Source organism: Shewanella sp. SP2S2-4, from assembly GCF_031932025.1.
In the GTDB taxonomy this organism is placed as follows: Bacteria; Pseudomonadota; Gammaproteobacteria; order Enterobacterales; family Shewanellaceae; genus Shewanella; species Shewanella baltica.
The window spans coordinates 122,090-147,159 of the sequence record NZ_JAUOER010000011.1 but is presented as its reverse complement, the minus strand read 5'-3'; the positions used below and the strand labels follow the sequence as shown (position 1 = coordinate 147,159).

Below are 25,070 nucleotides of genomic sequence, written 5' to 3'. Positions count from 1 at the left end.
ACCACAATCAACAAAATTACAACATTTGCTGTTTTTGCAGCCAAAAAGGCTTCTTTACCCTAAGTTTCTACTGTTATACTCAAATCAGCTTCTTAAACAATAATAAAACGCAATTACTAGGAATGCCCCTATGCTGGACCCTGAACTCATAGAGCTAAACAGCGATAAGACCAAAGCTGAATTGCGCCTGATCCCTAATGTCCATGGCCCAGTCACCCATGAAGACATAATGCGCCTGCTGTCTTTACCTGAATTCGGTTCCCTGTTTCCTTTAGAGCCAGCTATTACTAAAACCGTCGCTAAAATTAACGCTCTGTGCAGCCAAGATGAGGGGAAGTTTGAGCTCTTCACTGTTTTAGCCGAACGCCGCGATGGCGCCATAGCAATCGAAATCAGCCCAGATAAAATGCAAGCCAGCCTCAAACTGACCGCAGCATGGGGCGGTAAACAGATAGATTTACCAGAGATCCTTACCCATCTCAAAAAGAACAACGTCTGCATGGGGTTGAGCAAGCTCAAAATTCAAGCGCTACTGAAACAACTCGGTACGCTCAAGGCCGGCGAAGTTTGCCAAAGTGACATCGCCCAAGGTAAAGCGCCAGTCAATGGACTCAATGCGGTATTAGAACGCAAAGTGTTCCTCGCGCGCGAACGCTTACTCCAGCCACAAGAGCGGGAAGATGGCAGTGTCGATATGCGCAATCTCGGCTCGCTTATCGTCGTCAAAGCCAATGATCTCTTGATGGTTAAGCACCCCGCCACCGAAGGCACTCCGGGTTACAACATTAAGGGCGAAGTGCTTAAACAAAAACCGGGTAAAGATGCCGTGCTTCAAGCGGGTACAGGCACAGCTTTGCATCCGCAGGATCCCAATAAACTCATCGCCACAGTAGCAGGGCAACCCGTCGAAACCCGTACAGGTATGAATGTCGATGATATTTTACAGCTTAAAGATGTCGACATCGGCACAGGTCATATCAGCTTTAAGGGCAGTATTTTAATCACCGGCGATGTCCACGAGGGCATGGTCGTTAAAAGTTCAGGGGATATAACCGTAATGGGCTTTGTGGACTCCGCTACCCTAGAGGCGGAAGGTGACGTCACAGTAAGTAAAGGCATCATTGGCAGACAAATCAAAGCCAATGAATACTCTACCAATATCCATTCTCAAGGGCAGATCAGCGCCCAGTTTGTGCAATATTCAAACTTAGTGGCCAAGGGCAATATCTTAGTCACTAAACAGTTACTGCACAGCCATACCAAAACCGCCGGCAGTTTAACGGTCAGCGATCCGAGTGGTCGTCGTGGCGATCTGGTGGGCGGTGTCGCACGTGCAGAGAAAGGCATCACGGCGGTTGTCATAGGGGCAACGGCGGGAACCAAAACCGACGTTTATTGCGCGATGGAACATGCCGAACTCAAACAAGATCTCAAGCTACTCGATGAAAGCGTTAAAGCTATGGTTGTCGCCAGTTTAGATATTGAGGCTCGCCTCAATAAATTACCCCCAAAGTCAGAATGGCAAGGCGACGCGGCGATGATCGAGCAAATCAAGATGATGCTCGACCAGAAGAATCGCATTTTGGATGAGCGCACCCGTGAAGAACTCGAGTTCGATACCTTAAAACAAGAAGTCGAAGGCTATTACGAGAAATACCGTATCGAAGTGCTTAAACACGTATTCCTCAATGTTGAGTTACATATAGGTCCAGCGAATCATCGCACCGCCCGTGAACACGGCACTTGCTGCATTGCCAATGTCAGTCAAGAGATTAACTTTGACTATAACGCCAAAGCCAAAGCCGCACCGACCGCATGATCTTGGCTAGGTGTGATGACTCAGTCGTCACGCCTTCCTCATTCAGCCAGACTCAGTGAACTTGTTCTGGCCTCTATCAATCTTCCCTCAGCGTGGCATACTGCTGTCAGATAAACTCACGCAGCAGCATGCCAAGTATCTTCTTGTATAATCCTAATCCTTGTCTACTGCCAATGATTGTTCTCAGAGACTGTCTCAGAGCCCATTTTAAACTTCCTAAGGATCTGAAATGACTAGCGTTAAGATGTCGAGTATTGAATGGCCAGCCATTGTAAAACTGACTCAAAGTGACGAATTACTTTACCTAGAACACCAAAGGGATTGGCTCGAACTCGCCTGTCTCTATCAGCATCATTTTATCGATACCGATCAATTACTCGACTCTAAAGGCCAGCGTTATCTAATCAGTGCCTGTCCGCAGAAAATCCATGAAGATCCCGTCGGCGAACTGCCGCAATTACTGCGCCAAAAACAAGATTTACCGCTCAATGAATTTATCAAGTGGGTTCAAAACCATGCCCAAGCACTGGGGCAATGCTGCGTTGCTAAGCTGGCTTTCACAACGATTTCCCAAGGGATTGAAATTGTACGCACCCTCGATGAATAAACGGCAAGCAGCTGAGATACTATCTACCAACAACTCAGTTGCTCAATAAAAAACACTATGACCTTAAAAGCTAATATCCTCATAGTGAATTCACAGGCATAATTTGCCGCTGTGTAGCAGCGCCGAGTCCACTGGCAAAGCGCGGCTAAAATACACTTCAAAATGACCATCTTCTTCGTCGACTCAAGGGATGACGTTTAAGTTGGCACTAAATATACAAACAGATGGAACCGAAATTGGAACTACTTAAGATTGACTGCTTAGGCAAACAACTGCGCTTAGAAGGCTCACTCGCGGGCTGGCAACAACTCTTCTGGGACAATACCTTAGTCTCACAAAAAGAAGCTTCCGTCGACAATGGCGGCCTCAAGGTTCATGTCTTTGAGCTCACCCACCACAGCAGCCCATTGGCGACCGAAAGTGGCGAGCAAGCCATCGCCATGACAGAAAATAAAATCCAAGTTCGCCTCGAAACCGATCTCGTTTGGCAGCCTTTCCGCCTTGATTACTGCTTGCTGCTGGATGACAAAATCATCGACCAAGGCCGACGCACCGAAAAAGATATTGAACGCCAAACTCCAGAAACGCCCATTGTGAAGCAGCAAAAACTGAGCATGGTAGGACTTGCCTCCCTTGGTTTTAAACTGTTAAAGAGCGCCAAAGTCATAAAAGTAGTGTTAGCGGGCGCCAGCGTTGCCGCTTATTCTTGGCTATTCTCCTTCCAATTTGCCCTCGCGCTCATCGCCTGCTTAGTGTTCCACGAATACGGCCATATCCGCGCGATGAAATATTTTGGGATGAAAACCAAAGGAATTTACCTTATTCCCTTTATGGGCGGACTTGCCCTCTCCGATGAGAAAATTAATACGCGTTGGCAAGATGTGGTGATTTCTATCATGGGGCCAACCTTTGGACTCTTGATGTCCATCGCATCCTTGATTGCTTACCACGCCACGGGCAATGTGTTTTTTGCAGGCCTTGCCGCCTTTAATGCGCTACTTAACCTATTCAATTTATTGCCTATTTTGCCACTCGATGGCGGGCATATTTTAAAGAGCATTAGTTTTTCAATGAACAGCATCATGGGCTTGGTCGCCTGCGCCGCCGGTGCCGCTTTCGGAGTGTATATCAGCTACACCTTAGGCTTAGCGCTATTGGGCTTCTTATTGTTAATTGGCAGCCTAGAAATTATTTTCGAGTGGCGTACTCGCCATCAAAGCCATCTGCTGCCATTAGACAGATACGGGCAAATCTTCTCGGTTATTTGGTATTTGCTCACAGTTGGCGCCTTAGTCGGCATCATCTGGCACTTAGCTGGAACGGGCGATGATATGCTCAGCCTGCCGCTGCAAATATTGCGCAGCTAATGTGGCTTAACGGCTAAACACAGCGCAAAGGCACTAGCAACTCAGAGGCTTGCGCTTGCCTGAGTTATATAAAAACGAAAAACCGCTATTAATAGCGGTTTTTCGTTTTTCTATAGTGCTGTGATGCTTTACAACAATGCATTATTCCTTTGCCAAAGGCGGGGCGATATCGCTGCCGCCAAGGGCTTGATAAAGCGTCGCTTGGGCGGTGAGTTGGTTGTAACGATTCTCGAGCAAAGCAGCCTCGGCGCTACGACGATTCTCTTGGGCATCAATCCAATTCTGAATACCGATAGCACCATTGCGATACTGACTCTCGTAAATGGCTTCAACCGCTGCCGCGGCGCTAAATTGCTGCGCCAACTTCTCCCCTTGATAGCGATATTGCTGCTTAGCCGAAATCGCATTATCGACATCTTCAAAGGCGGAATAGAGCGTCTTGCGATAATTCACCACCGCAGTTTGATAATCGATATCGGCAATGTCGTTATTGATTTGCATTTGATTCCACTGCAAAAAGGGCAAGACAAGCCCAGCGCCTAAGCTACCAACAGGATTGCGTAACAGCTCTTTTAACTCTGAAGTCGACTCTCCAATACCACCCGTTAAACTCAGGCTGGGGAAATAACTCGCATAGGTGGCGTCTTTACTCGCCAAGGCGGAGCGCAGTTGATACAAGGAAGCCTTCACATCTGGGCGTCTGACTAACAAATCTGCGGGTACGCCCACACTAACGTCCGGCACTGCCACGTCAGGGAGCTGTTTAATCTCAACCCAAGTCTCCCCTGAGGCTAAGCTCTGCGCAGGATCAGCAGCTGGTGCCTGATTCAGTAATATCGCGAGGGCATTTTTAGCCACAGTTAATTGCTGGATAAGCTGGCTATGGGCCGCCTCTTGTCCCGCCATACTGCGCTGCGCTTCGAGCACATTCACTTGCGTCACGGCGCCAGAATCATACTGCCTTTGGGTTAAATCTAACGTTTGTTTGCTGTACGCTATGCTCTTTTGGCTTAAATTAACCCGTTGATTTAAATAACCTATCTGCCAATACAGCGATGCTGTGGTCGCCACTAGACTTTGGGTGGTGCTTTCCCTATCTTCAGCGCTCGCCAGCGCCGCCCATTGGGCTTGGTCGATATTGGCCGACACTTTGCCCCACAAATCCACCTCATAACTCACGGACAATTTCGCTTGATAACTCTTAGTCGCATCGCCACCCTCAAATGGCTGATTACGGGAAGCGTCAAGGTTTGCCGATAGTTGCGGGTACAGATCGTCCCGTGTTAGTCCTGCCTGCAAGCGCGCTTTACGCAGCGTTAAAGTCGCCAGCGTTAAGTCATTGTTGGTGCTCAACACTTGGCTAACCAGCTTATCGAGCTCAGGCTGATGAAACTGCTGCCACCAAGGATCGACTTTAACTTGCTCGTTCACTGTGGTGTTTTGCCACTGTTCAGGAATCGCCAATGCGGGTGGTTCAAAGTCTGAACGCATGAAACTGCCACAGCCACTCAGCAAGGCGATTCCTAAAGCTATGCCCACAGCAATCGCGCAGCTACGAGGCGAAAAGTGTCGATTAAATATTTTTGTATTCATGGTGTTATTACTCTCTGGCTAATGCGTCAACGGGATCTAACTGCGCCGCATTGCGGGCGGGTAAGAAACCAAATAGCACACCAATTAAGGTCGAACAGGCAAAGGCGGCAACGATGGAGGTGGTGGAATAAATCATTTGGAAACTGCCTCCCGTTTGAGCAAACACCACGCCAATTAAGTAGGACAAAGCAATGCCTAAGGTTCCGCCACACAAACACACTAAGATGGCTTCGATAAGGAACTGGCGCAAAATATCACTCTGACGCGCGCCCACTGCCATACGTACCCCGATTTCACGAGTCCGCTCAGTCACAGACACTAACATAATGTTCATCACCCCAATTCCGCCAACGACAAGGGAAATTACCGCGATCGCCGAGATCAGTAAGGTCATGGTTGCTGTGGTTTTTTCGATGTTCTGCCTAATGGTATCGGTATTGATTGTGAAGAAATCTTGCGTGCCGTGGCGCATTTTAAGTAGCGCGATAATGCCCTGCTCCGCCGCATTACTCGGCACAGTTTCATCGAGTCGCACTGTGATGCCATCCAAATAGTTTTTACCTATCATACGGCCAGAAACTGTGGTGTAAGGCACCCACACATTGAGCGCATCGCTGTTACCAAAGGCACTTTCTTTTGGCTGCGTCACACCTATGATGCGCACGGGTAAATCCCCGAGGAAAATCACTTGGCCGATGGCCGAGTTATTCGCGCCTGCACTGTTAGGAAAGAGCTCCTTACGGGTGTTGTCATCAATCACCGCATCTTGGGCGAGTGTTGCAACGCTGGCATCATCCCAAAACTGCCCCTGCGCTAACTCATAACCTCTCACGCGAAAGAACTCCGGCCCCACCCCATTCACCGAGGCCGATACCGCTTTATTACCAAAACGTACCGTCGCGCTAGAGCCAATACTAGGGGTCACGCTATCGACATAGGGCAGATTTTTAAGGGCATTGGCATCGGTCGCCGTTAAGGTACGCACCCGCGCCGAGCGTCGATCGCCAAAACCTGAACCCGGGCGAATATCAATCGTGTTGGTTCCCATCGAACTGATACTTTTGAGAATGGCCTGCTGCGAGCCTTCACCTAAGGCCACCACAGAAACCACTGAGGCGATACCGATAATAATCCCGAGCATAGTCAAAAAGGTACGTAACCTGTGGGTCGACATCGCCACCAGCGCCATTTTAAGCGCCTCGACATATCTGTCCCACGAAGCCAACCGCGCACGCGAGCAGTCTTTCGCTAGTACTGCGCCGTTAGGCTTTTGTGACGCCGTATTTTGTAACGTTGAGCTTTGCGGCTTAGCCGTCTGTTTATCCTGACTGCGCTCATCGCTGATGATCACGCCGTCTTTGATTTCGATAATGCGGTCGGCATATTGGGCCACGTGCATATCGTGGGTCACGATAATGATGGTATGACCGTCGCTGTGCAGCTCCTGCAACAACTGCATCATTTCTTCACCACTGTGACTATCCAGCGCACCAGTCGGCTCATCGGCAAGGATCACATCGCCGCCATTCATCAAGGCGCGCGCCACACTGACCCGCTGCTGTTGACCACCACTGAGCTGATTGGGTTTATGGTCAAGCCTGTCGCCAAGGCCTAAACGCGTCAACAAATGCTCGGCTCTGTCTTTACGCACCGTGCGTTCTTTACCCGCATACACGGCGGGCACTTCGACGTTGCCTATGGCGGTCAAATCGCCCAGTAAATGATAACGCTGAAAGATAAAACCAAAGTGCTCGCGGCGCAGCTGGGCTAACTCATCCACGTCCATCGTTGAGGTATCTTGGCCATTGATAAAATACGCGCCCTTTGACGGTTTATCTAAACAACCAAGAATGTTCATTAGGGTCGATTTACCCGAGCCAGAAGCGCCTACTATCGCCACCATCTCGCCACGGCCAATCGACAGGTTCACATCTTTCAGCACAGTAAGTTGCTGCTCACCCGCATGAAAAGTGCGATAACAACCTGAAATTTCAAGTAATGCCGTTGTCACTGTTAAAACCTCACGCTAGGTGGACGACGGAATTTGCTGCTGCCATCATCGGCGGACGGCATGCCAAGCACGACCTGATCGCCCTCCTTCAAGCCCGCGATGATTTCGGCATTGATTTTGTTGTTAATCCCAACCGTGACATCCACATATTGCACTTGGTTATCAACTAACACAGGCACTTGATATTGCGGGCCACTGCGGGCTTTACGCTCGCCAGACTTAGCCTCTGGCGCCGCGGATTTCTCCCTCGGCTTTATACGCAATATCTGCGCAGGTACTAATAGCGCATCATCGGCCTTAGCTAACACTATGGATACCTGCGCCGTCATGCCGATACGCAAGGTGCGGTCTGGGTTTTCAACATCGAATAACCCATGGTAATAAATGGCGTCTGAGTCGCTAGAGCTCATATTACTATCGTCGCCATCCATCGAAATCGGTCCAGGTTCAATCGCCCTTAAGATGCCACGGTAGGGATGATTTGGTTTGCCAAGTACCGTGAAATACACAGCTTGACCCGGATGGACATTGACGACATCGGCTTCGGAAATCTGTGCTTTAACTGTCATGGTATCCAGCTGCGCCATTTCCACGATTGTCGGCGTCGTTTGATTGGCGTTAACGGTTTGCCCCACTTCCACCGCCGAATACACCACAGTGCCATCCATAGGCGCGGTGATTTTGGTATAACCTAAATCGATTCGGGCACTGTCGACGTTAATCTCAGCCTGTTGTTTTTGCGCTTCTAATTGCTCAAGCTCGGCTTGATAAACCGTTAAATTAGCATCGGCCACTTCATAATCTGCGCGGGAACTGGCCTTATCGGCAAGCATTTGCTGCTGGCGGCTAAACTCCAACTTGGCTTGGCGGATCTGCGCCTGTTTGGCGCGGAACTGGGCATTGATACTCTTGAGTGATGCGAGGGCATCCTTCAAATTATTCTGCTGCGCTAGGCTGTCAATCTGAGCAATCAAATCGCCTTTCTTTACTTCATCCCCCAGTGCCAGCGGCAAACTTAAGATTTGCCCCGATACCTGCGCGCCCACACTCACCAGTTTAGAGGCCTGCAACATGCCATTGGCCAACACTGAGTTTTCGATATCACCACGGCGCACCGCTTCTGTCACATAGGCAGGTGCCGTTTCAGGCTTATGCCACATAAAATAAGCACCACCACCCAGGAGGATTAAGCCGCTTAACGCGAGCAGCAATTTACGCTTTGAGGATTTTTTCATCGGTATTGTCGTGTCCATCAATGCTAAAGACAGCAAGCATTCATCTTGCTAAGGAACAGAAATTGTTCCAACAGTATATAGAGTTAGCCAAAGACAGTAGACGAAGGAAGTGTCGTTAACAGGTAAAGATTTGCAAATATCTGTGTAGAAATTTACATGCCAAGTACGGCTGAGTGGGGCTTAGGCTGCAATGCCGATTTAGTGCGATACCAAATCGTTAGGTGGTAAATTGTTGGGGTCTATATTTTACAGTCGTATAATTTAAGCAATACTCGTTATTCTTCGCTTAATTATTTTTCAATAAAAATCAACATCGTGTTTGCAAACAAAAGAAACCATTAGATTCCCCACCAACCCATTGCGAAAACAATCACGCCAAGTCACTGGCCGTACACAGAGAATGACCCATGATTAACCGAATGAATCACTCCATTCGGTTAATTCATGCTGGCGAGGATCACCTGCGTGGCATCAAAACAGGCAAAACATGGTTCGCCGACAGCCAACGCCTGCGTTTGAGTCAGTGGCATCACTGAATAGATGATGTCTTTACCATCAATATCTATGGTTAATTCGGCCTTACCACCAAGTTCAGTCACGCTCAGCAAACGGCCGCTGAGGCAATTTTGCCCATCTACTTCGCAAGCATGAGTCGTCGCCAGTACAGCGGGCGCTTTAAACAGTAACAACACAGATTTATCCATGGCTAACTGCAAGCGTTCGCGGCTCGAATGGGTCACTGAAATCTGAATCTGTTGTCCGCCCGCTAAGGTCACGCTGATGTTGTCATTTAATCCAAATGAATCAATACCATTGATACGACCCGTTAACTGATTGCGGGCGCTAGTATTGAGGGAGAAATGCGCCATCACATCTAATAAACTGTGCATGTCGACGGACTCATCGAGCAAGGCGGCCAAGGCCATTTCTTGTACTTGGGAGGTGATGGAATACACCTTGAGCAAACGCTCGCCAAATTCGGTGAGTTTAGCGCCACCACCACCTTTGCCGCCCTTTTCGCTGCACACTACGGGTTCGGGCATGGCGGTGTTCATCTCATTGATCGCGTCCCAAGCCGCTTTATAACTGATCCCCGCAAGCTTGGCGCCTTGGCTTATCGAGCCTGTGTTGGCGACTTGCTCGAGCAGGCTTATCCGCCTAGGATTGGCGAAGGGCTTATCCCCGAGGGAAAGCGTAAGTAATGCATGTAAATCCATCGTTTATCCTGCACCCAAGTCTGACTTGAGCCCTATTGTCCTCCATCACCTTGAGGATACCAATAAGATTGCCGAGATATTTCAGCGGATTAATACCATTAATCCGCAAGAAACCGCACACAGATCACTAATTGATTGCTTAGGGCTTGAATAATCGATATATAGATTGGTATATAACGATCACTTTTTATCACGGAGGAACACAATGAAATCCATTCACCTTAAGCAATTACTGCGTTTTACCACGGCTTCATTATTCACAATGGCACTGACATCTAGCCCAAGTTTTGCGGCAGACAATGAGCAAGTGACTGTTTTTGCTGCGGCATCACTCACCAATGCACTTAACGAAATCGGCCAGCAATATGAAAAGGAACACAATACTAAGGTGGTTTTCTCCTTCGCCTCTTCTTCAACACTGGCAAAACAAGTGGCCAATGGTGCGCCCGCCGATCTGTTTGTCTCGGCCAATCAAAAGTGGATGGATTATCTGGTCGATGCCAAAGCGGTCGATGTTAACAGCCGTAAAACCTTGCTAAAAAACACCTTAGTCTTGATTGCCGAAAAAAATAGCCCCATCACAGAGGTGGTGCTCAATGGCGATTGGGATATCAAAACCGCATTAAAAGGCAGCCGTATGGCAGTTGGCGATCCTGATCATGTGCCCGCAGGACAATATGCCAAGCAAGCCCTAGAAAATCTCAAGCTGTGGCAAGCTGCTGAGCCATTACTCGCCCGCGCTAACAATGTCCGCGCCGCACTCGCCTTAGTTGAACAAGGTGAAGCGCCGCTAGGCATAGTGTATTCAACCGATGCGAAAGTCGCCCAGAAGATCAAAATCGTGGCCACCTTCCCAGAGACGAGCTACAGCCCAATTGAATACCCTATCGCCTTAGTCAAACAAGAATCGACGGCAAGCGCCAAAGCGTTCAATGAGTATCTGCAAGGCCCAAGCGCAAAAAATGTGTTTGAAAAATATGGCTTTGGAGTGAATTAGGGTGCTGAGTGGTTCTCTACTAAGCGACTATGAAATTGCCGCACTGCTGCTCAGCTTAAAGGTGTCATCCGTTGCCGTTATCGCCAGTTTACCCTTGGGCATTTTATGTGCTTGGGTGCTGGCAAGAGTCGAGTTTCCTGGCAAGGCTATATTCGACAGTGTGCTCCATCTACCACTGGTGTTACCGCCCGTGGTAGTGGGTTACCTCCTGCTAATCAGCATGGGCCGCCAAGGTTTTATCGGCCAGTGGTTATATAATTGGTTTGGCATCAGTTTTAGCTTTAGTTGGCGCGGTGCGGCCCTCGCGGCGGCGATCGTGTCATTCCCGCTGATGGTCAGAGCCATACGCCAATCCTTTGAAACTGTAGATATTCGACTCGAGCAGGCCGCACGCACGTTAGGTAGCAGTCGATGGCGGGTATTTCTCACCATCACACTGCCGCTTACCTCTCCAGGGATAGTGTCGGGCATGATTATCGCCTTTGCCCGCAGCCTAGGGGAATTTGGATCGACCATTACCTTCGTTTCTAATATTCCCGGTGAAACTCGTACGATTCCGCTCGCCATGTACTCTTTTATTGAAACTCCGGGTGCCGAATATCAGGCCATGCGTTTGTGCATTATCTCGATAGTGATCGCACTCGCGTCTTTACTTGCCTCCCAATGGCTGAGTAAAAAAGTCCTGCAGAGGACGGCAAGCGTATGTTAACAATCAATATTGAAAAACGACTCGGACAACTGCAACTGAAAGTCGATACCCAATTGCCATTGCAAGGCGTGACCGCCGTTTTTGGCCGCTCGGGTGCGGGTAAAACCTCGCTCGTGAACCTGCTCGGCGGGCTTTCGACCCCAGATAGCGGTGAAATCCGCCTCGGTGACAAACTGCTTTATCAGCAAGGCAAAGTGAACCTTTCCCCAGAAAAGCGCCATATTGGCTATGTATTTCAAGAGGCACGGCTGTTTCCACACTATAGCGTGAAGGGCAATCTCAACTACGGTGTGCGTAAAGCCAACCCAGTGTTATTCGATAAAATTGTGCAACTACTGGGAATTGAAAAACTGCTCATTCGCTATCCCAGCACGCTATCGGGCGGAGAAAAACAACGGGTTGCCATTGGCCGTGCCCTGCTCACATCGCCCGACATGCTGTTGATGGATGAACCGCTGGCGTCACTCGACTTACCCCGTAAACGCGAGTTACTGCCCTACCTGCAAACCTTATCGCAGGAACTAAAACTGCCGATAGTGTATGTGAGCCACAGCCTAGATGAGATCTTACAACTGGCGGATTATATGCTGGTGCTGCATCAGGGAAAATTGATCGCCCAAGGGGCCTTAAGTGAAGTGTGGAATAGCGAGCAAATGCGCCCTTGGGTGCCATTGCAGGAACTCAGCTCACTCCTCAGTGCTAAGGTTGCCGACAGACATCCCGACTACCCCATGACGCGACTCGTGATGGATGATGGTAACCATCTATGGGTAAGCGGTTATCTGGCTGAAACGACTAAGAAACTCAAAGTACGTATTCAGGCAAACCATGTCTCGGTTTGCACTGAGGTCCCCAAAGGATCAAGTATCCGTAATCTATTGAAGGGAGAAATTAAAGAGTTATACCCCAGCGATAATGGTGAGCAAATCCAATTAAAAATCGCCCTAGGCCGCGATGAACTTTGGGCCAACATCACACCTTGGGCCTGCGATGAACTGCAACTCACCCATGGCAAAGCGATTTATGCACAAATCAAAGGTGTGACTATGACGCAAATTGATATCGCCGAATCTCACTAGCTCACCCTAAAGCACCGAGCAAAAACCAAATTTCAGGCACAAAAAAACCGACTCTAGGTCGGTTTTAGTTCCTTCATCAGAAGGATTTGGTACCAGTGGCCAGACTCGAACTGGCACGCTTTTAAGGGCGGGGGATTTTGAATCCCCTGTGTCTACCGATTTCACCACACTGGCATATCAAATATGCACTTAGAAGCAATCAAAACAACTGGCTGTCTCTAAGTGCTGGGAATTATACCTTTGCCCATGACAATGGCAAGTCTTTTGCCGCGACTTTAATACAAATTGCATTTAACCGCTCAAAAATCATGCTCTTGGGGTTATTCTGCGCCATGGGATAACAAAAAGGCGGTATATTCTTTATCACTTTTTTGGATATGGTTAACCAACCAAGCCTTCAAGAAAGTCATTAATTCGTCGGCAACATCTTCCCCTTTTACAACCCGCTTTTGAAAATCAAGTACTTGCCCGACTAACTTGCCGTGTTTTTCCTTATGACTGTCGGTTTGTGGGTAGCCAAAACGGGCAAAGAGCTCTTCTTCATAGGCAAAGTGATTGGCGGTGTAATCCACCAGCCCTTGCACGATACGTTTGATGGCTTCGAGCCCATAGTCTTCATTTAATGTACGGTGTAATTCATTGATCAATGAGACTAAGCGCTGATGTTGACGATTGATCTCTGGCATCCCTATGTCTAATTCAGGCCCCCATTTCACAAACAGTTTATTTTGTGCCTGAGTCGAATTAAAGAAAGCCGCATTCACATGGAATCGATGCAACAAGGAGCCGATTTCCTGCGACATGTTATACACTTTCAAGCTCGATAAGTTAGTGTTGTTGGTGTGAGATGCATTACTCAGCGCGAGTTCTGCCATCACAGTGATATTTTTATTAATCTCTTCAGCAACTGTGTGTTGTTGCCCCGATGCCGTGGCGATTTGATGGGACATATCGGTAATGGTCTCCACCTGAGCGACAATCTGCCCGAGCGCGCTGTGGGCTTGATCAACCATATCAGCGGTTTCGTCGGCAATAGCCACGTTTTTCAACATGACTTCAACACCATGTTGTGCACCTTTTTGTAATGCGGCGATTTGCTGCTGGATCTCAACCGTGGCTTCGGATGTTCGTTTAGCGAGATTACGCACTTCATCGGCGACTACAGCAAAACCGCGACCATGTTCACCCGCTCTCGCACTTTCAATGGCAGCATTTAAAGCGAGTAAATTAGTCTGTTCGGCCACCTGCGAAATGGTTTCAATAATACTACTGATATTGTTGCTATCGGCGGCCAAATGCTCGATCACGGTTCGAGTATCATGGATTTGTTGCGACATAGCGCCAATTTTAGTGACTATGCCATTCATGATTTGATCACCGCGCTTAGCAGAACTTTGGGCAATATCGGCGGCCTTGGCCGCACTGACTGCATTCTGCGATACCGCTTGCACGCTTGAAACCATCTGCGTCATCGCACTGGCTGCCAGTTCCGTTTGATGCTCTTGCTCTAACACGCCTTGCTTTGCCTGTTCACTGATAACCTTGATATCCGAGGCGACTTTTTTCATCCCTTCACAAGTATCAGATAAAGACAAAATCGTACGGCTGACATCCTCACCCATGCGATTAATGTTATGTACTACCTTAATGAACACACCCGCATCTTTCTCTTCCAATTGATAACTCAAATCTCCCTCGCCTAAGTGGTGTGCTGCACGCTCAAGTTGTCTCAAATTACGAATTAATTTATTGATGTTGAACACTAAAATGGCGGCGAGCGCGCTTAAACATAAAATGGCGACAAAGTGCCCAGTGATCACCAAACAATAGAGGGGATAAATCAGCAACAATAGTGGCGCAAAGATAGAATTATATCCCATTGAATCCTTGTGACTTTTTTTAGAATCCATTTTTTACTCCTTTAAAAAACTAATATCGCGCCTTCATATAAAAACAAGAACGAATAAATGGAATAGCGCGTTAACTGAATATCGATCGAGTTGAATAGGTTAATCCTAGACGCTAACGGAAGAAGAAACAAAACTAAATTATTTGAACTCGTCGCTGTTAAGCACATCCTTAAATTTGACCAAGATCACAGAGTTAACTAAGGGTTATGACTTTGTATTCCTATGTCGATTTTTTATTGATCGAGATCAGTATTTTAGCTATCGAATACCGCTAATTTAGCGAGGACTTCACAGGAAAGAGGATTTCAGTCATGGCATTTTGGTTAGATCTAATGTTTGGTAACCCCATAGGCTTACTTTCAATGATCGTTATCTTTAGCACAATAGGGATAGTGTCTTATATCACTTGGATGTTCATTGTGAAGTCGGCACCGAAACAATAGTTTTTGCTCCAGTTGTTCTTCATGTTCTTGTATAAATGCAAAATCTAGGGGGTTTTTATCACCCCCATTTTTTGTTATCTCACTTTTCCGATTAGTGCAACTTACCTAAGCCAGTACTCATGCGAGCGAGACAAAACACGCCTATGCAGCGTGTTTTCTGTTTTGTACTAGGCCATTTAAAAACTGCGGACGTGCCTTAATCAACGACTGCATTTCCTCTTGGCTCGGCTCACCCGCAGGTAAACGCAGCACATCGCGGTTGAGGTACATGCGAGCCTTCATAGCAATCTTATAATCGGCTGTCGGTCCCTGAATCGCATAATGGCGCTCGTTACCTAGCTTTTCTAAGATACAGGCATTCAATAAACTTTTTACGGCAGGCTCATTTTGCGGCAGAGTCAAAATCGTGGCGCCCTGAAGAAAAAACTCTCTGACTAATGCTCGCTCAGCGGGATCAAGCAAGTTCACTTTAGCTTCAATCGTCTCAATAACGCGCTTATCACTTAAATGACGAATTGATTCATCTAAGCCTAAGTTAATCAGCTGACTCAAAAAATAGGCGATAGAGATGATTAGACCTAATCCAACAAAATGAGCATGTTCGGGCACAAATTTATCGAGCGCCAGCACTGCCAACGCATTAGGAGGAATAAGGAGTAAGACAGTACAACTCACCATTAGCCACAGCATGACTCTAAACATCATTTTCTTCGGGCTAAAAAACTTAACTGAATCCAGCTTGAGTTTAAACATAGTGCTATCCCAGTGACAAAAAATTGAACTTATTGGCTACAAAGCAAATTTAATGCCACAAATGAAGACATATTTCATTGATTTTATCTGCGAGAAAATGCACTTTCTGGATCTGTAGGTCTATGCTTATAAGCATCTCAAGCCGCTATTGCATAAAGAAAATTTAAGATGCTGACATTCTTTAGCCAACTTATCAAAAGTCCCATAGGCAGGCACCTGACCTTGTCTATTGTACTTTTTAGCTCTGTTATCACCTTAATCACCACTGCGTATCAATTGATCAGTGATTATCGCAATGACGTTGTGCGTATCGACAGAGTGTTTTCCAATATGGAAAAAGTGAATTTAGATGTGCTCGCCGCCAGTATTTGGGTGATTGACGAGCGGCTGATTAACACTCAGCTCAATGGCTTAATTCAGCTGCCCGATATTAACTACATTTCGATTAAAGATGACAGCGGCCAAGCATGGAATGCAGGCGAGCAAAAACAAGAACACTCCTTAGATAAAACCTTCCCGCTAGTTTATAAATCCCCGACTGAGAGCATTAATGTCGGCACACTTGAAATACAAGTCGATGTCGATGCCATCTATCAGCGCTTGTATGATAAAGCCATTATCATTCTGCTCTCTAATGGAATAAAGACCTTCTTAGTTGCTGGATTTATTCTGTTTTTAGTATGGTTCAATATCACCAAGCACTTAGATAAACTCAGTCAATACTGCAAAGATATCGACCTAGATCAAGAATACGAGCCGTTGCAATTTGCCCGCCAAGAAAAAATTGATGAGTTTAAACAAGTCGCCGACTCCATCAACAGCATGCAAGTACAACTGAGAAGCTCCTTTGGCGCCTTAAAGAAATCTAAGGCTGAACTGCAAACGGCCCTAGAAGACAGAGAGCGGCTACTCAAGCTCGAACGTAGCTATAAAGAAGAACTCGCCAGGCAAGTTAAAGAGAGAACCATAGAGTTAGAACAATCCCTTAGCGCGCTAAAACGGGCGCAACAAGTGCTGGTTGAGCAAGAGAAAATGGCGGCCTTGGGAGGTTTGGTGTCAGGTGTTGCCCACGAGATCAACACGCCGATTGGCATTTGTTTGACGGCGGCGAGTGCACAGCTGAGCCATATTGAAGAACTGATCGATCTGATCCACAGCGATCAAGCCACCTTAGACGAAATCAATGAGATCCTTAATGAGTATCAAGAAAGCTGTGAACTCATAGTCCGCAATATCACCAAAGCCAGTAGTTTGATCCAAAAATTTAAGACGATCGCCATCGATCGCAGTCATGAAGAACACCAACCTTGTAACTTAAGTCAGCAACTCCACGAGATTTTGGAGTCAACATTGATTATGCATCCGCATGTCAACGCCGTTACTGAAATCAGCATAGAACCCACACTCAATATTCAAACCAATATCAGCTTATTGAATCAGATTGTTAGCAATATTCTGTCGAACGCCTTTACCCATGCTTTCCATGGACGCGAAGATAATCTTATCCACATCAGCGCCACAGTGGATGAAGAGTCGATTCTAATTAGCATCCAAAATAATGGTTTAGAAATTCCAGCCGATGTCGCTGAACACATGTTCGAGCCATTTTTCACCACCAATCGTAATAAAGGCGGCACGGGCTTAGGATTATCAGCAGCCTTTAATGCTGCGACGCTGTTGAAAGGCACTATGAGTTATCGCGCAGACTCAACACTTGGTGGCCCGCAATTTGATATCAAATTTCCGTACACTCAATGTGAGCCTACGGCCCCCAGTGTCCAACACGATTTTTATATCTAGATATAACGCAGTGGAATGACCAATATTGAAGTGATACTCACCGCTCATACGAGCGGTGAAATCATGAGTAGAAAAACCTTAACCCTTTAAAGCGTTTCTTGAGCCTGTAGTGCCAAACGCGTTAATACTCGACTTGCCGCCACAAAACCAAATGTCCCAGTGACCATAGTGACAGCGCCAAAACCCGACGCACAATCCATTCTCATGCTGCCATCGGCCGCGGCTTTAGTACCACAAACTGAGCCATCGGCTTGCGGATACACTAACTGCTCACTGGAAAAAACCGCATCGATAGCAAAGCGGCGTTGCACGTTTTTAGAGAAGTTATATTCACGGCGCAAAATATTGCGCACTTTGGCTAACAAAGGATCTTGGTAAGTTTTAGCGAGATCAGTTAACTGAATTTGAGTCGGATCTGTCTGGCCACCCGCACCACCGACAGTAACAATTTTGATTTTTTGACGCTTACACCAGGCAATTAACGCAGCCTTTTGCTTAACGGCATCAATACAGTCAATAACATAATCAATGTTGCCGCCCTCTTTAGCCCCGAGCAAATACTCGCCTAAATTACCCAATGTAATAAAATCTTCTATTTCATTCACTTGGCAATCGGGATTAATTTCACGGATCCGCTGCGCCATCACAGCGACTTTAGAGCTGCCAATAGTGGAACTGAGCGCGTGAATTTGACGGTTAGTGTTAGTGACACAGATATCGTCTAAATCCATCAAGCTTATCTGCCCAATGCCGCTTCGCGCTAAGGCTTCTGCCGCCCAAGTACCTACGCCACCAATACCAATCACCACCACGTGGGATGTAGCAAATTTAGCCAGAGCCTTTTGTCCATACAAACGGCCAATTCCGCCAAATCGATTTAGATAGGCCTCAGTCATAAATACTTACCTTATATTACTCAATAACAGCAGGAGCGCTTGCCCTAGCATCGAAGTGATGCCAGCAGGGACAGCTTAATAGCAGCACTAAAAATGTGCGGTGGATTCTAAACGATCTGGACATAAATCGAAATCAGATCCGCAGACACATAACGCCAGATGCAAAGAGATACGATTGCCAAGCAAGCGTAATAAATGCAAAGACTCATAATGCATGACCGAACAACTCGGTAATCAACATAATGAAAACCTGTATTTCACTTGTAAAACAATATGTTGAATAAACCACTCTTTATATAAAACTTGATCCAGATCACACTTTATTGCTGACAGTCTGTGCAGACTTTGCCACACAAAAGCTCAACAGCATGCATAGATACTTAAGTTATCCATGCATATAACAGCGATAAGCACAGGAAAATGAAGATGAAAAAGACTCTGCTGACTACGGCTATTATTTCTAGCCTCACACTCTATTCATTCACAGCACTCGCCGATGGCCCTGAATTCTATGGTCATGCTGATCTTGCCATTACCAACTCAGACACAGGTTACGCAACTCAGAACCAAAAGGACGGCACTGTCCTTGAAAACAACTTCTCATGGTTAGGCGTAAAAGGTTCTGAGGCTGTAAGCCCCTATTTTGACATCATTTATCAAATGGAATTTGGCGTCGAAAACTTTGATAACTCAAACAAGACGTTCAACGCCCGTAATACTTTCCTTGGTATCAGAAGCGCGGCTGGTACTGCCTTAGTGGGCCGTAACGACACAGTATTTAAAGCAGCTGAAGGTAGCTTCGATCTCTTTGGCAACACCAACGCCGATATCGACTTGCTGGTTGCAGGCCAAACTCGCTCCGCCGATGGCATTTCTTACTATTCACCTAAAATTGCCGATCTGGTGACGCTTAATGCCACCTATCTGATGAGCGATAACTATGATCAAGTCGATAGCAATGGCGACGAGGTGTACAGCAAAGATCACATGTATGCACTGAGCGCCACCTTAGGGGATAAAGCCTTTAAAGCACAAAACTACTATGTCGCTGCCGCCTATAGTGATGGTATTGATAACGTCGAAGCCTACCGTGGTGTGGCCCAAGCTAAATTCGGTGACGTGATCTTAGGTGCCTTATATCAACACAGTGAACATGTGGATGATAAGTTTGCCAATCTCTCAGGTGATACCTACTTCGTCAACGCAGCCTACTTAATTGGCGACTTGAAATTGAAGATGATGTACGGCAAAGATGACTCAGGTTTAGGTAAATACGTGAGCCGTTATGTCGGTGACCAAGACAACAGCGGTTTGGAACAGGTTCGCGATGTCGACCTGCAACAGTTCAGTGTGGGTGCCGATTACCGTCTGAGCACTAAGACTATGGTCTATGGTCACTACACCCGCTTCGATGGTGATCTTATGTTGGCCGATGTGAAGCAAGACCTTAATGACAACATCTTTACTGTTGGTTTACGCGTTGATTTTTAAATAGATTAATCAACTAACCATAAGGTTATTTCTTGATAAAAAAGCGGCTTCGGCCGCTTTTTCTGCTTAGATATCGTCCCCAAACACATATCCATAGCCGATATGACAGACTTGCTACAGTATTAGTATATGCTACAGTTACCCTCGCCGACCCACTGTCTAAGGCAATCCGCCTTACCTACCACTTAAGTAGTAAGTGAAAAATACAGTTTTGCACCTTTCAGGTAAATTTGCAGTCAAGGTATAAGGAAATATCCTAGAAATAGCCCGAATATGGACAAGGAGAGCCAAAAACATGATCTGCACCACAGCCTGCGAGTCGTAAAACTGTAAAAATCGGCGGCAACTTTGTTACCGACTCAGGTGACAAATGCGTTAAACCACACAAAAACCATGAAAAATGGAAAAGAACTTAGGTTCGAGGGAGCACAAAACATGAAAAAGACATTCATCTCTGCATCAGTTGCATCAGTATTGGCATTGGCTTCATTCGGTGCGCTAGCCGAAGGCCCAAGCTTTTATGGTCGTTTAGAGCTTGCTTTAACCAACACGGACACTGGTGCTACCCTACAAGGCACAACTAATAATGTAGATCTTGGTGAAAGCGGTACTTATCTAGAAAATAACTTTTCACATTTAGGTGTTAAAGGCTCAGAAAAAATCGCTGATGGTTATGATGTTATTTACCAAATGGAATTCGAAGTTGAAAATACTTCTAGTTCTGGCGATGTTCTAAAAGCACGTAATACTTATTTAGGTTTAAAAACTAATGCTGGTAGTGTATTAGTTGGCCGTAACGACACAGTATTCAAACAAGCCGAAGGCGGTGTGGATATTTTCGGTAACACTAACGCCGATATCGATCGCTTAGTGACTGCACAAACCCGTAGCGCTGATGGTGTTTGGTACTACTCGCCAAAAATCGCTGGTTTAGTAACACTGAACGCGACTTATCTTTTTGATGATAATCAATCTATTAAAGACAAAAAAACGTCTGAAAGTCTATATGCATTAAGCGCAACTTTAGGCGATAAAGCATTTAAAGCACAAAACTACTACGTCGCTGTAGCCTATAACAAAGGTATTGCTGGTGTTGATGCTTATCGTGGTGTCGCTCAAGTTAAATTAGGCCAATTCAAAATCGGTGGCTTATTCCAAAACTCTGAAGATATTCTCAACAATGATATCGATGGTAATACGTACTTCGTAAACGTTTCTTACGATCTGAACGGTGTAAACCTGAAAGCTGAATACGGCGCTGACGATGCAGGTTTAAGTAGTACCTATACTAAATTAGGTGGAGTTAAGGGTGCTGATGATATCAGCTTCCAAAACTTCAACGTAGGTGCTGACTACCGCATTTCTAAATCAACTATGGTATACGGCCAATACGCTATGTACCGTGGTGATTTTACTGTTGCTAATGCTAAAACAGATCTACAAGATGACAACGTATTCTCTGTAGGCGTACGTTACGACTTCTAATCTCTTAACCAAGAGATAATTAAAAACCTACTGTAGCGATACAGTAGGTTTTTTTATGTCTCGAATCTAAAAGCAGTCGAGACTCAGGCGATAAAAACAAAAAAGCCACCAAGTAAACTCAGGTGGCTTTCATTTATGTCTTCAATGCTTTATAGCATTGAGTCCATCAAAATATTAAATGCTCGGTAATGGCTCGCCGCCGTCACCTAATTCAACGCTATCGACACGTTGTAAGCCTCTAGGCAACTTAGCGCCACGACGACCACGTTCTCCACGATAATGCTCAAGATCGCTAGGCTTAAGTGTGAGTTTGCGCTTACCCGCCCACAAGGTGACTGGCGTATCACTCGGCACTAATTGTAAGTGCGTCATCAGCTCTTCACGGTTCTTGGCTCTTTCCGTAGGAATGCCGATAATCTTGTTACCTTTCCCCTTGGATAATTGCGGTAAGGCTTCAAGGGAGAACAACAACATTCGACCTTCGTTCGTGATCGCCAAGAGCGACATTTCCTTAGTGCGATCAATCAACTTAGGCGTTAATGACTTAGCGTTTGTCGGCAAACTCAGCAAGGCCTTACCCGCCTTATTACGCGACACCATATCATTGTACGAGCAAATAAAACCGTAACCCGCGTCAGTTGCCAACAGATAACATTGGTCTTCCTCACCCATCAATACATGCTGCATGGTTTCGCCAGGCGCCATATTGAAGCGAGTCGTGATAGGTTCACCTTGGCTGCGTGCCGATGGTAAAGTATGACTGTCGGTCGCAAATGCCCGCCCAGACGAATCAATAAACACCGCCGCCTGATTACTACGCCCGATGGCACTGCACAAGTATTGGTCGCCAGACTTATAGGAGAGCGATAACGGATCGATATCATGGCCCTTAGCACAACGCACCCAACCTTTCTCAGACAAGACCACTGTCACAGCCTCAGTCGGCGTTAACTCTTGTTCAGTTAAGGCGCGAGACTCGTTGCGCAGCACTATTGGAGAGCGGCGATCATCACCGTAGGTTTCGGCATCTTGAATTAATTCTTTCTTGATCAAGGTCTTCAAGCGACGCTCTGAGCCCAATAACTGCTCGAGTTTCTCGCGCTCGGCTTCAAGCTCATTCTGCTCGGCCGTGATCTTAAATTCTTCTAACTTAGCTAAATGACGTAACTTTAACTCGAGGATCGATTCAGCTTGTTTATCACTGAGTGAGAAACGGGCCATTAACTCGGCTTTAGGCTCATCGTGAAAACGAATAATCTCAATCACTTCATCAATATTGAGGAAAGCGATCATCAAAGCTTCGAGTATGTGTAACCGCGACACGACTTTATCTAAACGGTATTCCAAACGACGTTTAACCGTGTCGACTCGGAACTCTAACCACTCAGTTAATAAGGTTTTTAGCCCTTTAACCCGTGGACGGCCATCGAGACCCAGCACGTTTAAGTTAACTCTAAAGCTCTTTTCTAAATCCGTGGTAGCAAACAAATGCGCCATTAACTGATCGCAATCGACACGATTTGAGCGCGGCACGACCACCAGCCGCACAGGGTTTTCATGATCCGACTCATCGCGTAAATCGGCCACCATAGGCAATTTCTTCGCCTGCATTTGACCGGCAATTTGCTCTAAAATTTTCCCGCTACTGGCTTGATGCGGCAGCGCAGTAATGATGATTTCACCACCATCGACAGTGTAAACCGCGCGCGCTCTTAATGACCCACGGCCCGATTCATAAATCTTTGCAATATCGGCAGACGGGGTAATGATCTCGGCTTCGGTCGGATAATCTGGCCCAGGAACAAAGGCCATCAATTGCTCGAGCTCAAGCTTAGGATCATCAAGCAATGCTACGCAGGCCGAGACTAATTCCCTGACGTTATGCGGCGGAATATCCGTCGCCATGCCCACGGCAATACCGGTAATACCATTAAGTAAAATATGCGGTAAACGTGCCGGCAGTACTTTTGGCTCTTTTAACGTGCCATCAAAGTTAGCGCCCCACTCGACCGTGCCTTGCCCCAGCTCGCTGAGCAGCACTTCTGAGAATTTAGATAAACGCGCTTCGGTGTAACGCATAGCCGCAAATGACTTAGGATCATCGGGCGCCCCCCAGTTACCTTGACCATCGACTAACGGATAGCGATAAGAGAATGGCTGCGCCATCAATACCATAGCCTCATAACAGGCGCTATCGCCGTGGGGATGGTATTTACCCAATACGTCACCGACCGTACGGGCCGACTTTTTATGCTTAGATTGAGCCGATAAACCTAACTCACTCATCGCATAAATAATTCGACGCTGTACCGGTTTAAGCCCATCACCAATGTGTGGCAGGGCTCGGTCCATAATGACGTACATGGAATAGTTCAGATAAGCCTCTTCGGTAAAGCGCCGTAATGGCATTTGCTCTACCCCATCGAGACTTAACTTGATAGCGTCACTCATTTTCTTCTAGTTCCTGTGGTTCTTCAGTACTATCGCCCTTGTAGAACAAGCGATACACGTTACCTTTTAAATCATCTGAGATGTACATAGCACCGTCGGCTGCCGATAACAGCGCAAAGGGACGAGCGACGGGAAATTCACCGTCAAGGAAACTGACAACCGTTTCACGACTCACCACTTTTTGATCTTCAATCTTAAGCATAACCACTTGGTAACCGACTTTACTCGAACGATTCCACGAGCCATTTTCGGCGACAAACAACTGATTATGGTAAATATTTGGAAATTGACTGCCGCGATAAAATGCGAGCCCTGTGGGTGCAACATGGGCTGGCAGTTCATATACTGGCAGCGTGATTTTTAGATTTTTTGGCTTTTCATAGGCAGGCTCAACCACAGTACTGGCATGTAAGTAAGGGAAGCCATAATGACTCCCTATCACATCGACGCGGTTAATCTCATCGGGTGGCAGGTTATCTCCCATCCAATCACGGCCTTGATCGGCAAACCATAATTTTTCGTCAAGCGGCGACCAATCAAACCCACTCGCATCACGTACACCGGCCGCAATCTGCTCACTCGCGCCAGTATCGATATTGATTGCTATGATACTGCTGTAAGGCACTGGCGCTTCACAGACATTACAGGGCGCACCAATAGACACGTATAAGCGACCATCTGGACCAAAATTAATTGACCGAGAACTCTTCTTCTCAGAGTAAGGCAAGTCACTGTAGATTTCTTTGGGTCGACTCGGGCGGCGCAATCTTTGCTCAATATCAACAAAGCGCACTATCTGATTTTCAGTGGCGACATATAAGTCGCCATTGTGAAATGCAATCGCATCGGGTGATTCAAGCCCTTTGGCTATCACGTAGCGCTTATCGACACGACCATCTTGATTGCTATCGACTAAAGCATGAATAGTGCCGCTCTTATGGGAGCCGACAAATAAAGTGCCATTCGCGCCCATCGCCATTTGCTTAGCATCTCCAATATCCGAAGCATATAGCGATAAGCCAAACCCCTTAGCGACGGTAATCATGATCGATTGGGACCCCGCAAAGGCGCTATTGCAGAACAATAACGTTACACTCGCTAGGAGCGTAAAACCGGCAGAAAACACCTTTAAGCAATTATAATTATTAGTTTTAATACACAACATTGTAATTTTCTTTATGCCTATGTTTTATTGTTATCGGCAATA

The 25,070-nt window shown here is 46.7% G+C and carries 19 protein-coding genes and 1 tRNA gene; 10 read left to right on the top strand and 10 right to left on the bottom strand.

Features of this window, described 5'->3' with window-relative positions; all coding sequences use genetic code 11:
- The first annotated feature begins 130 nt into the window (after positions 1 to 130).
- The 3 genes from Q4Q54_RS11245 to Q4Q54_RS11235 all read left to right on the top strand — a co-directional run bounded on the left by Q4Q54_RS11245 (position 131) and on the right by Q4Q54_RS11235 (position 3,793).
- On the top strand, positions 131 to 1,819 hold the full coding sequence (locus Q4Q54_RS11245) for a FapA family protein (RefSeq protein WP_311988482.1): 1,689 nt from the start codon (positions 131 to 133) through the stop codon (positions 1,817 to 1,819).
- A 229-nt stretch (positions 1,820 to 2,048) separates the two neighbouring features.
- Positions 2,049 to 2,426, top strand: coding sequence for a DUF4144 family protein (locus tag Q4Q54_RS11240; protein ID WP_006083004.1), 378 nt, complete (start codon positions 2,049 to 2,051; stop codon positions 2,424 to 2,426).
- Positions 2,427 to 2,650: 224 nt separating this feature from the next.
- Entirely contained in the window at positions 2,651 to 3,793 is a 1,143-nt protein-coding gene (locus Q4Q54_RS11235) for a site-2 protease family protein (RefSeq protein ID WP_012586842.1), read from the top strand.
- A 141-nt stretch (positions 3,794 to 3,934) separates the two neighbouring features.
- Here Q4Q54_RS11235 and Q4Q54_RS11230 read toward each other — a convergent pair whose 3' ends face one another.
- The 4 genes from Q4Q54_RS11230 to Q4Q54_RS11215 all read right to left on the bottom strand — a co-directional run bounded on the left by Q4Q54_RS11230 (position 3,935) and on the right by Q4Q54_RS11215 (position 9,849).
- Positions 3,935 to 5,386 carry an efflux transporter outer membrane subunit gene (locus tag Q4Q54_RS11230; protein ID WP_311988481.1) on the bottom strand — a complete coding sequence of 484 codons (1,452 nt, stop codon included), beginning with the start codon at positions 5,384 to 5,386 and terminating at the stop codon, positions 3,935 to 3,937.
- A gap of 7 nt (positions 5,387 to 5,393) precedes the next feature.
- Positions 5,394 to 7,397, bottom strand: a complete 2,004-nt coding sequence (locus Q4Q54_RS11225; RefSeq protein WP_311988480.1) for a MacB family efflux pump subunit — start codon at positions 7,395 to 7,397, stop codon at positions 5,394 to 5,396.
- 2 nt (positions 7,398 to 7,399) lie between these two features.
- Complete coding sequence (locus tag Q4Q54_RS11220) at positions 7,400 to 8,632, bottom strand: efflux RND transporter periplasmic adaptor subunit (RefSeq protein ID WP_311988479.1); 1,233 nt, start codon at positions 8,630 to 8,632, stop codon at positions 7,400 to 7,402.
- Between the two features lie 437 nt (positions 8,633 to 9,069).
- Positions 9,070 to 9,849: a TOBE domain-containing protein gene (locus tag Q4Q54_RS11215; protein WP_311988478.1), complete on the bottom strand. Its 780-nt coding sequence runs from the start codon at positions 9,847 to 9,849 to the stop codon at positions 9,070 to 9,072.
- 205 nt (positions 9,850 to 10,054) lie between these two features.
- Here Q4Q54_RS11215 and modA point away from each other — a divergent pair, with 205 nt between their 5' ends.
- From modA to modC, 3 genes are read left to right on the top strand one after another with little or no spacing between them, the layout of a single operon-like run.
- Positions 10,055 to 10,846 (top strand): molybdate ABC transporter substrate-binding protein, encoded by a 792-nt coding sequence (modA, locus tag Q4Q54_RS11210; RefSeq protein ID WP_311988477.1) that lies wholly within the window; start codon positions 10,055 to 10,057, stop codon positions 10,844 to 10,846.
- Between the two features lies 1 nt (position 10,847).
- Positions 10,848 to 11,555, top strand: coding sequence for a molybdate ABC transporter permease subunit (gene modB / locus Q4Q54_RS11205; protein ID WP_311988476.1), 708 nt, complete (start codon positions 10,848 to 10,850; stop codon positions 11,553 to 11,555).
- Positions 11,549 to 12,634 carry a molybdenum ABC transporter ATP-binding protein ModC gene (gene modC, locus Q4Q54_RS11200; protein ID WP_311988475.1) on the top strand — a complete coding sequence of 362 codons (1,086 nt, stop codon included), beginning with the start codon at positions 11,549 to 11,551 and terminating at the stop codon, positions 12,632 to 12,634. Before modB ends, modC begins: the two co-directional genes overlap by 7 nt.
- Before the next feature lie 87 nt (positions 12,635 to 12,721).
- Here the strand turns inward: modC and Q4Q54_RS11195 are convergent.
- Positions 12,722 to 12,808: transfer RNA gene (locus Q4Q54_RS11195), tRNA-Leu, on the bottom strand.
- Between the two features lie 146 nt (positions 12,809 to 12,954).
- On the bottom strand, positions 12,955 to 14,544 hold the full coding sequence (locus Q4Q54_RS11190) for a bacteriohemerythrin (RefSeq protein WP_311988474.1): 1,590 nt from the start codon (positions 14,542 to 14,544) through the stop codon (positions 12,955 to 12,957).
- A 311-nt stretch (positions 14,545 to 14,855) separates the two neighbouring features.
- Here Q4Q54_RS11190 and Q4Q54_RS11185 point away from each other — a divergent pair, with 311 nt between their 5' ends.
- Complete coding sequence (locus Q4Q54_RS11185; protein ID WP_006083014.1) at positions 14,856 to 14,987, top strand: DUF3149 domain-containing protein; 132 nt, start codon at positions 14,856 to 14,858, stop codon at positions 14,985 to 14,987.
- 141 nt (positions 14,988 to 15,128) lie between these two features.
- Here the strand turns inward: Q4Q54_RS11185 and Q4Q54_RS11180 are convergent, their stop codons facing one another.
- The gene (locus Q4Q54_RS11180; RefSeq protein ID WP_063882249.1) at positions 15,129 to 15,740 is read right to left on the bottom strand and encodes a superinfection exclusion B family protein; all 612 of its coding nucleotides are present in this window, start codon (positions 15,738 to 15,740) and stop codon (positions 15,129 to 15,131) included.
- Between the two features lie 168 nt (positions 15,741 to 15,908).
- Between Q4Q54_RS11180 and Q4Q54_RS11175 the strand changes: the two genes are divergently transcribed.
- A complete protein-coding gene (locus tag Q4Q54_RS11175; RefSeq protein ID WP_311988473.1) occupies positions 15,909 to 17,540 on the top strand; it encodes an ATP-binding protein in 1,632 nt (543 codons plus the stop codon).
- An 86-nt stretch (positions 17,541 to 17,626) separates the two neighbouring features.
- Here the strand turns inward: Q4Q54_RS11175 and tcdA are convergent, their stop codons facing one another.
- The gene (gene tcdA / locus Q4Q54_RS11170; RefSeq protein ID WP_311988472.1) at positions 17,627 to 18,436 is read right to left on the bottom strand and encodes a tRNA cyclic N6-threonylcarbamoyladenosine(37) synthase TcdA; all 810 of its coding nucleotides are present in this window, start codon (positions 18,434 to 18,436) and stop codon (positions 17,627 to 17,629) included.
- A 426-nt stretch (positions 18,437 to 18,862) separates the two neighbouring features.
- Here tcdA and Q4Q54_RS11165 point away from each other — a divergent pair, with 426 nt between their 5' ends.
- On the top strand, positions 18,863 to 19,927 hold the full coding sequence (locus Q4Q54_RS11165) for a porin (RefSeq protein WP_311988471.1): 1,065 nt from the start codon (positions 18,863 to 18,865) through the stop codon (positions 19,925 to 19,927).
- A gap of 435 nt (positions 19,928 to 20,362) precedes the next feature.
- Complete coding sequence (locus Q4Q54_RS11160; RefSeq protein WP_063882254.1) at positions 20,363 to 21,412, top strand: porin; 1,050 nt, start codon at positions 20,363 to 20,365, stop codon at positions 21,410 to 21,412.
- A 174-nt stretch (positions 21,413 to 21,586) separates the two neighbouring features.
- Here Q4Q54_RS11160 and parC read toward each other — a convergent pair whose 3' ends face one another.
- Together parC and Q4Q54_RS11150 are read right to left on the bottom strand one after the other, a co-directional pair.
- A complete protein-coding gene (parC, locus tag Q4Q54_RS11155) occupies positions 21,587 to 23,863 on the bottom strand; it encodes a DNA topoisomerase IV subunit A (RefSeq protein ID WP_006083020.1) in 2,277 nt (758 codons plus the stop codon).
- Positions 23,856 to 25,028 (bottom strand): PQQ-dependent sugar dehydrogenase, encoded by a 1,173-nt coding sequence (locus Q4Q54_RS11150; RefSeq protein ID WP_006083021.1) that lies wholly within the window; start codon positions 25,026 to 25,028, stop codon positions 23,856 to 23,858. Before Q4Q54_RS11150 ends, parC begins: the two co-directional genes overlap by 8 nt.
- Positions 25,029 to 25,070 lie beyond the last annotated feature (42 nt).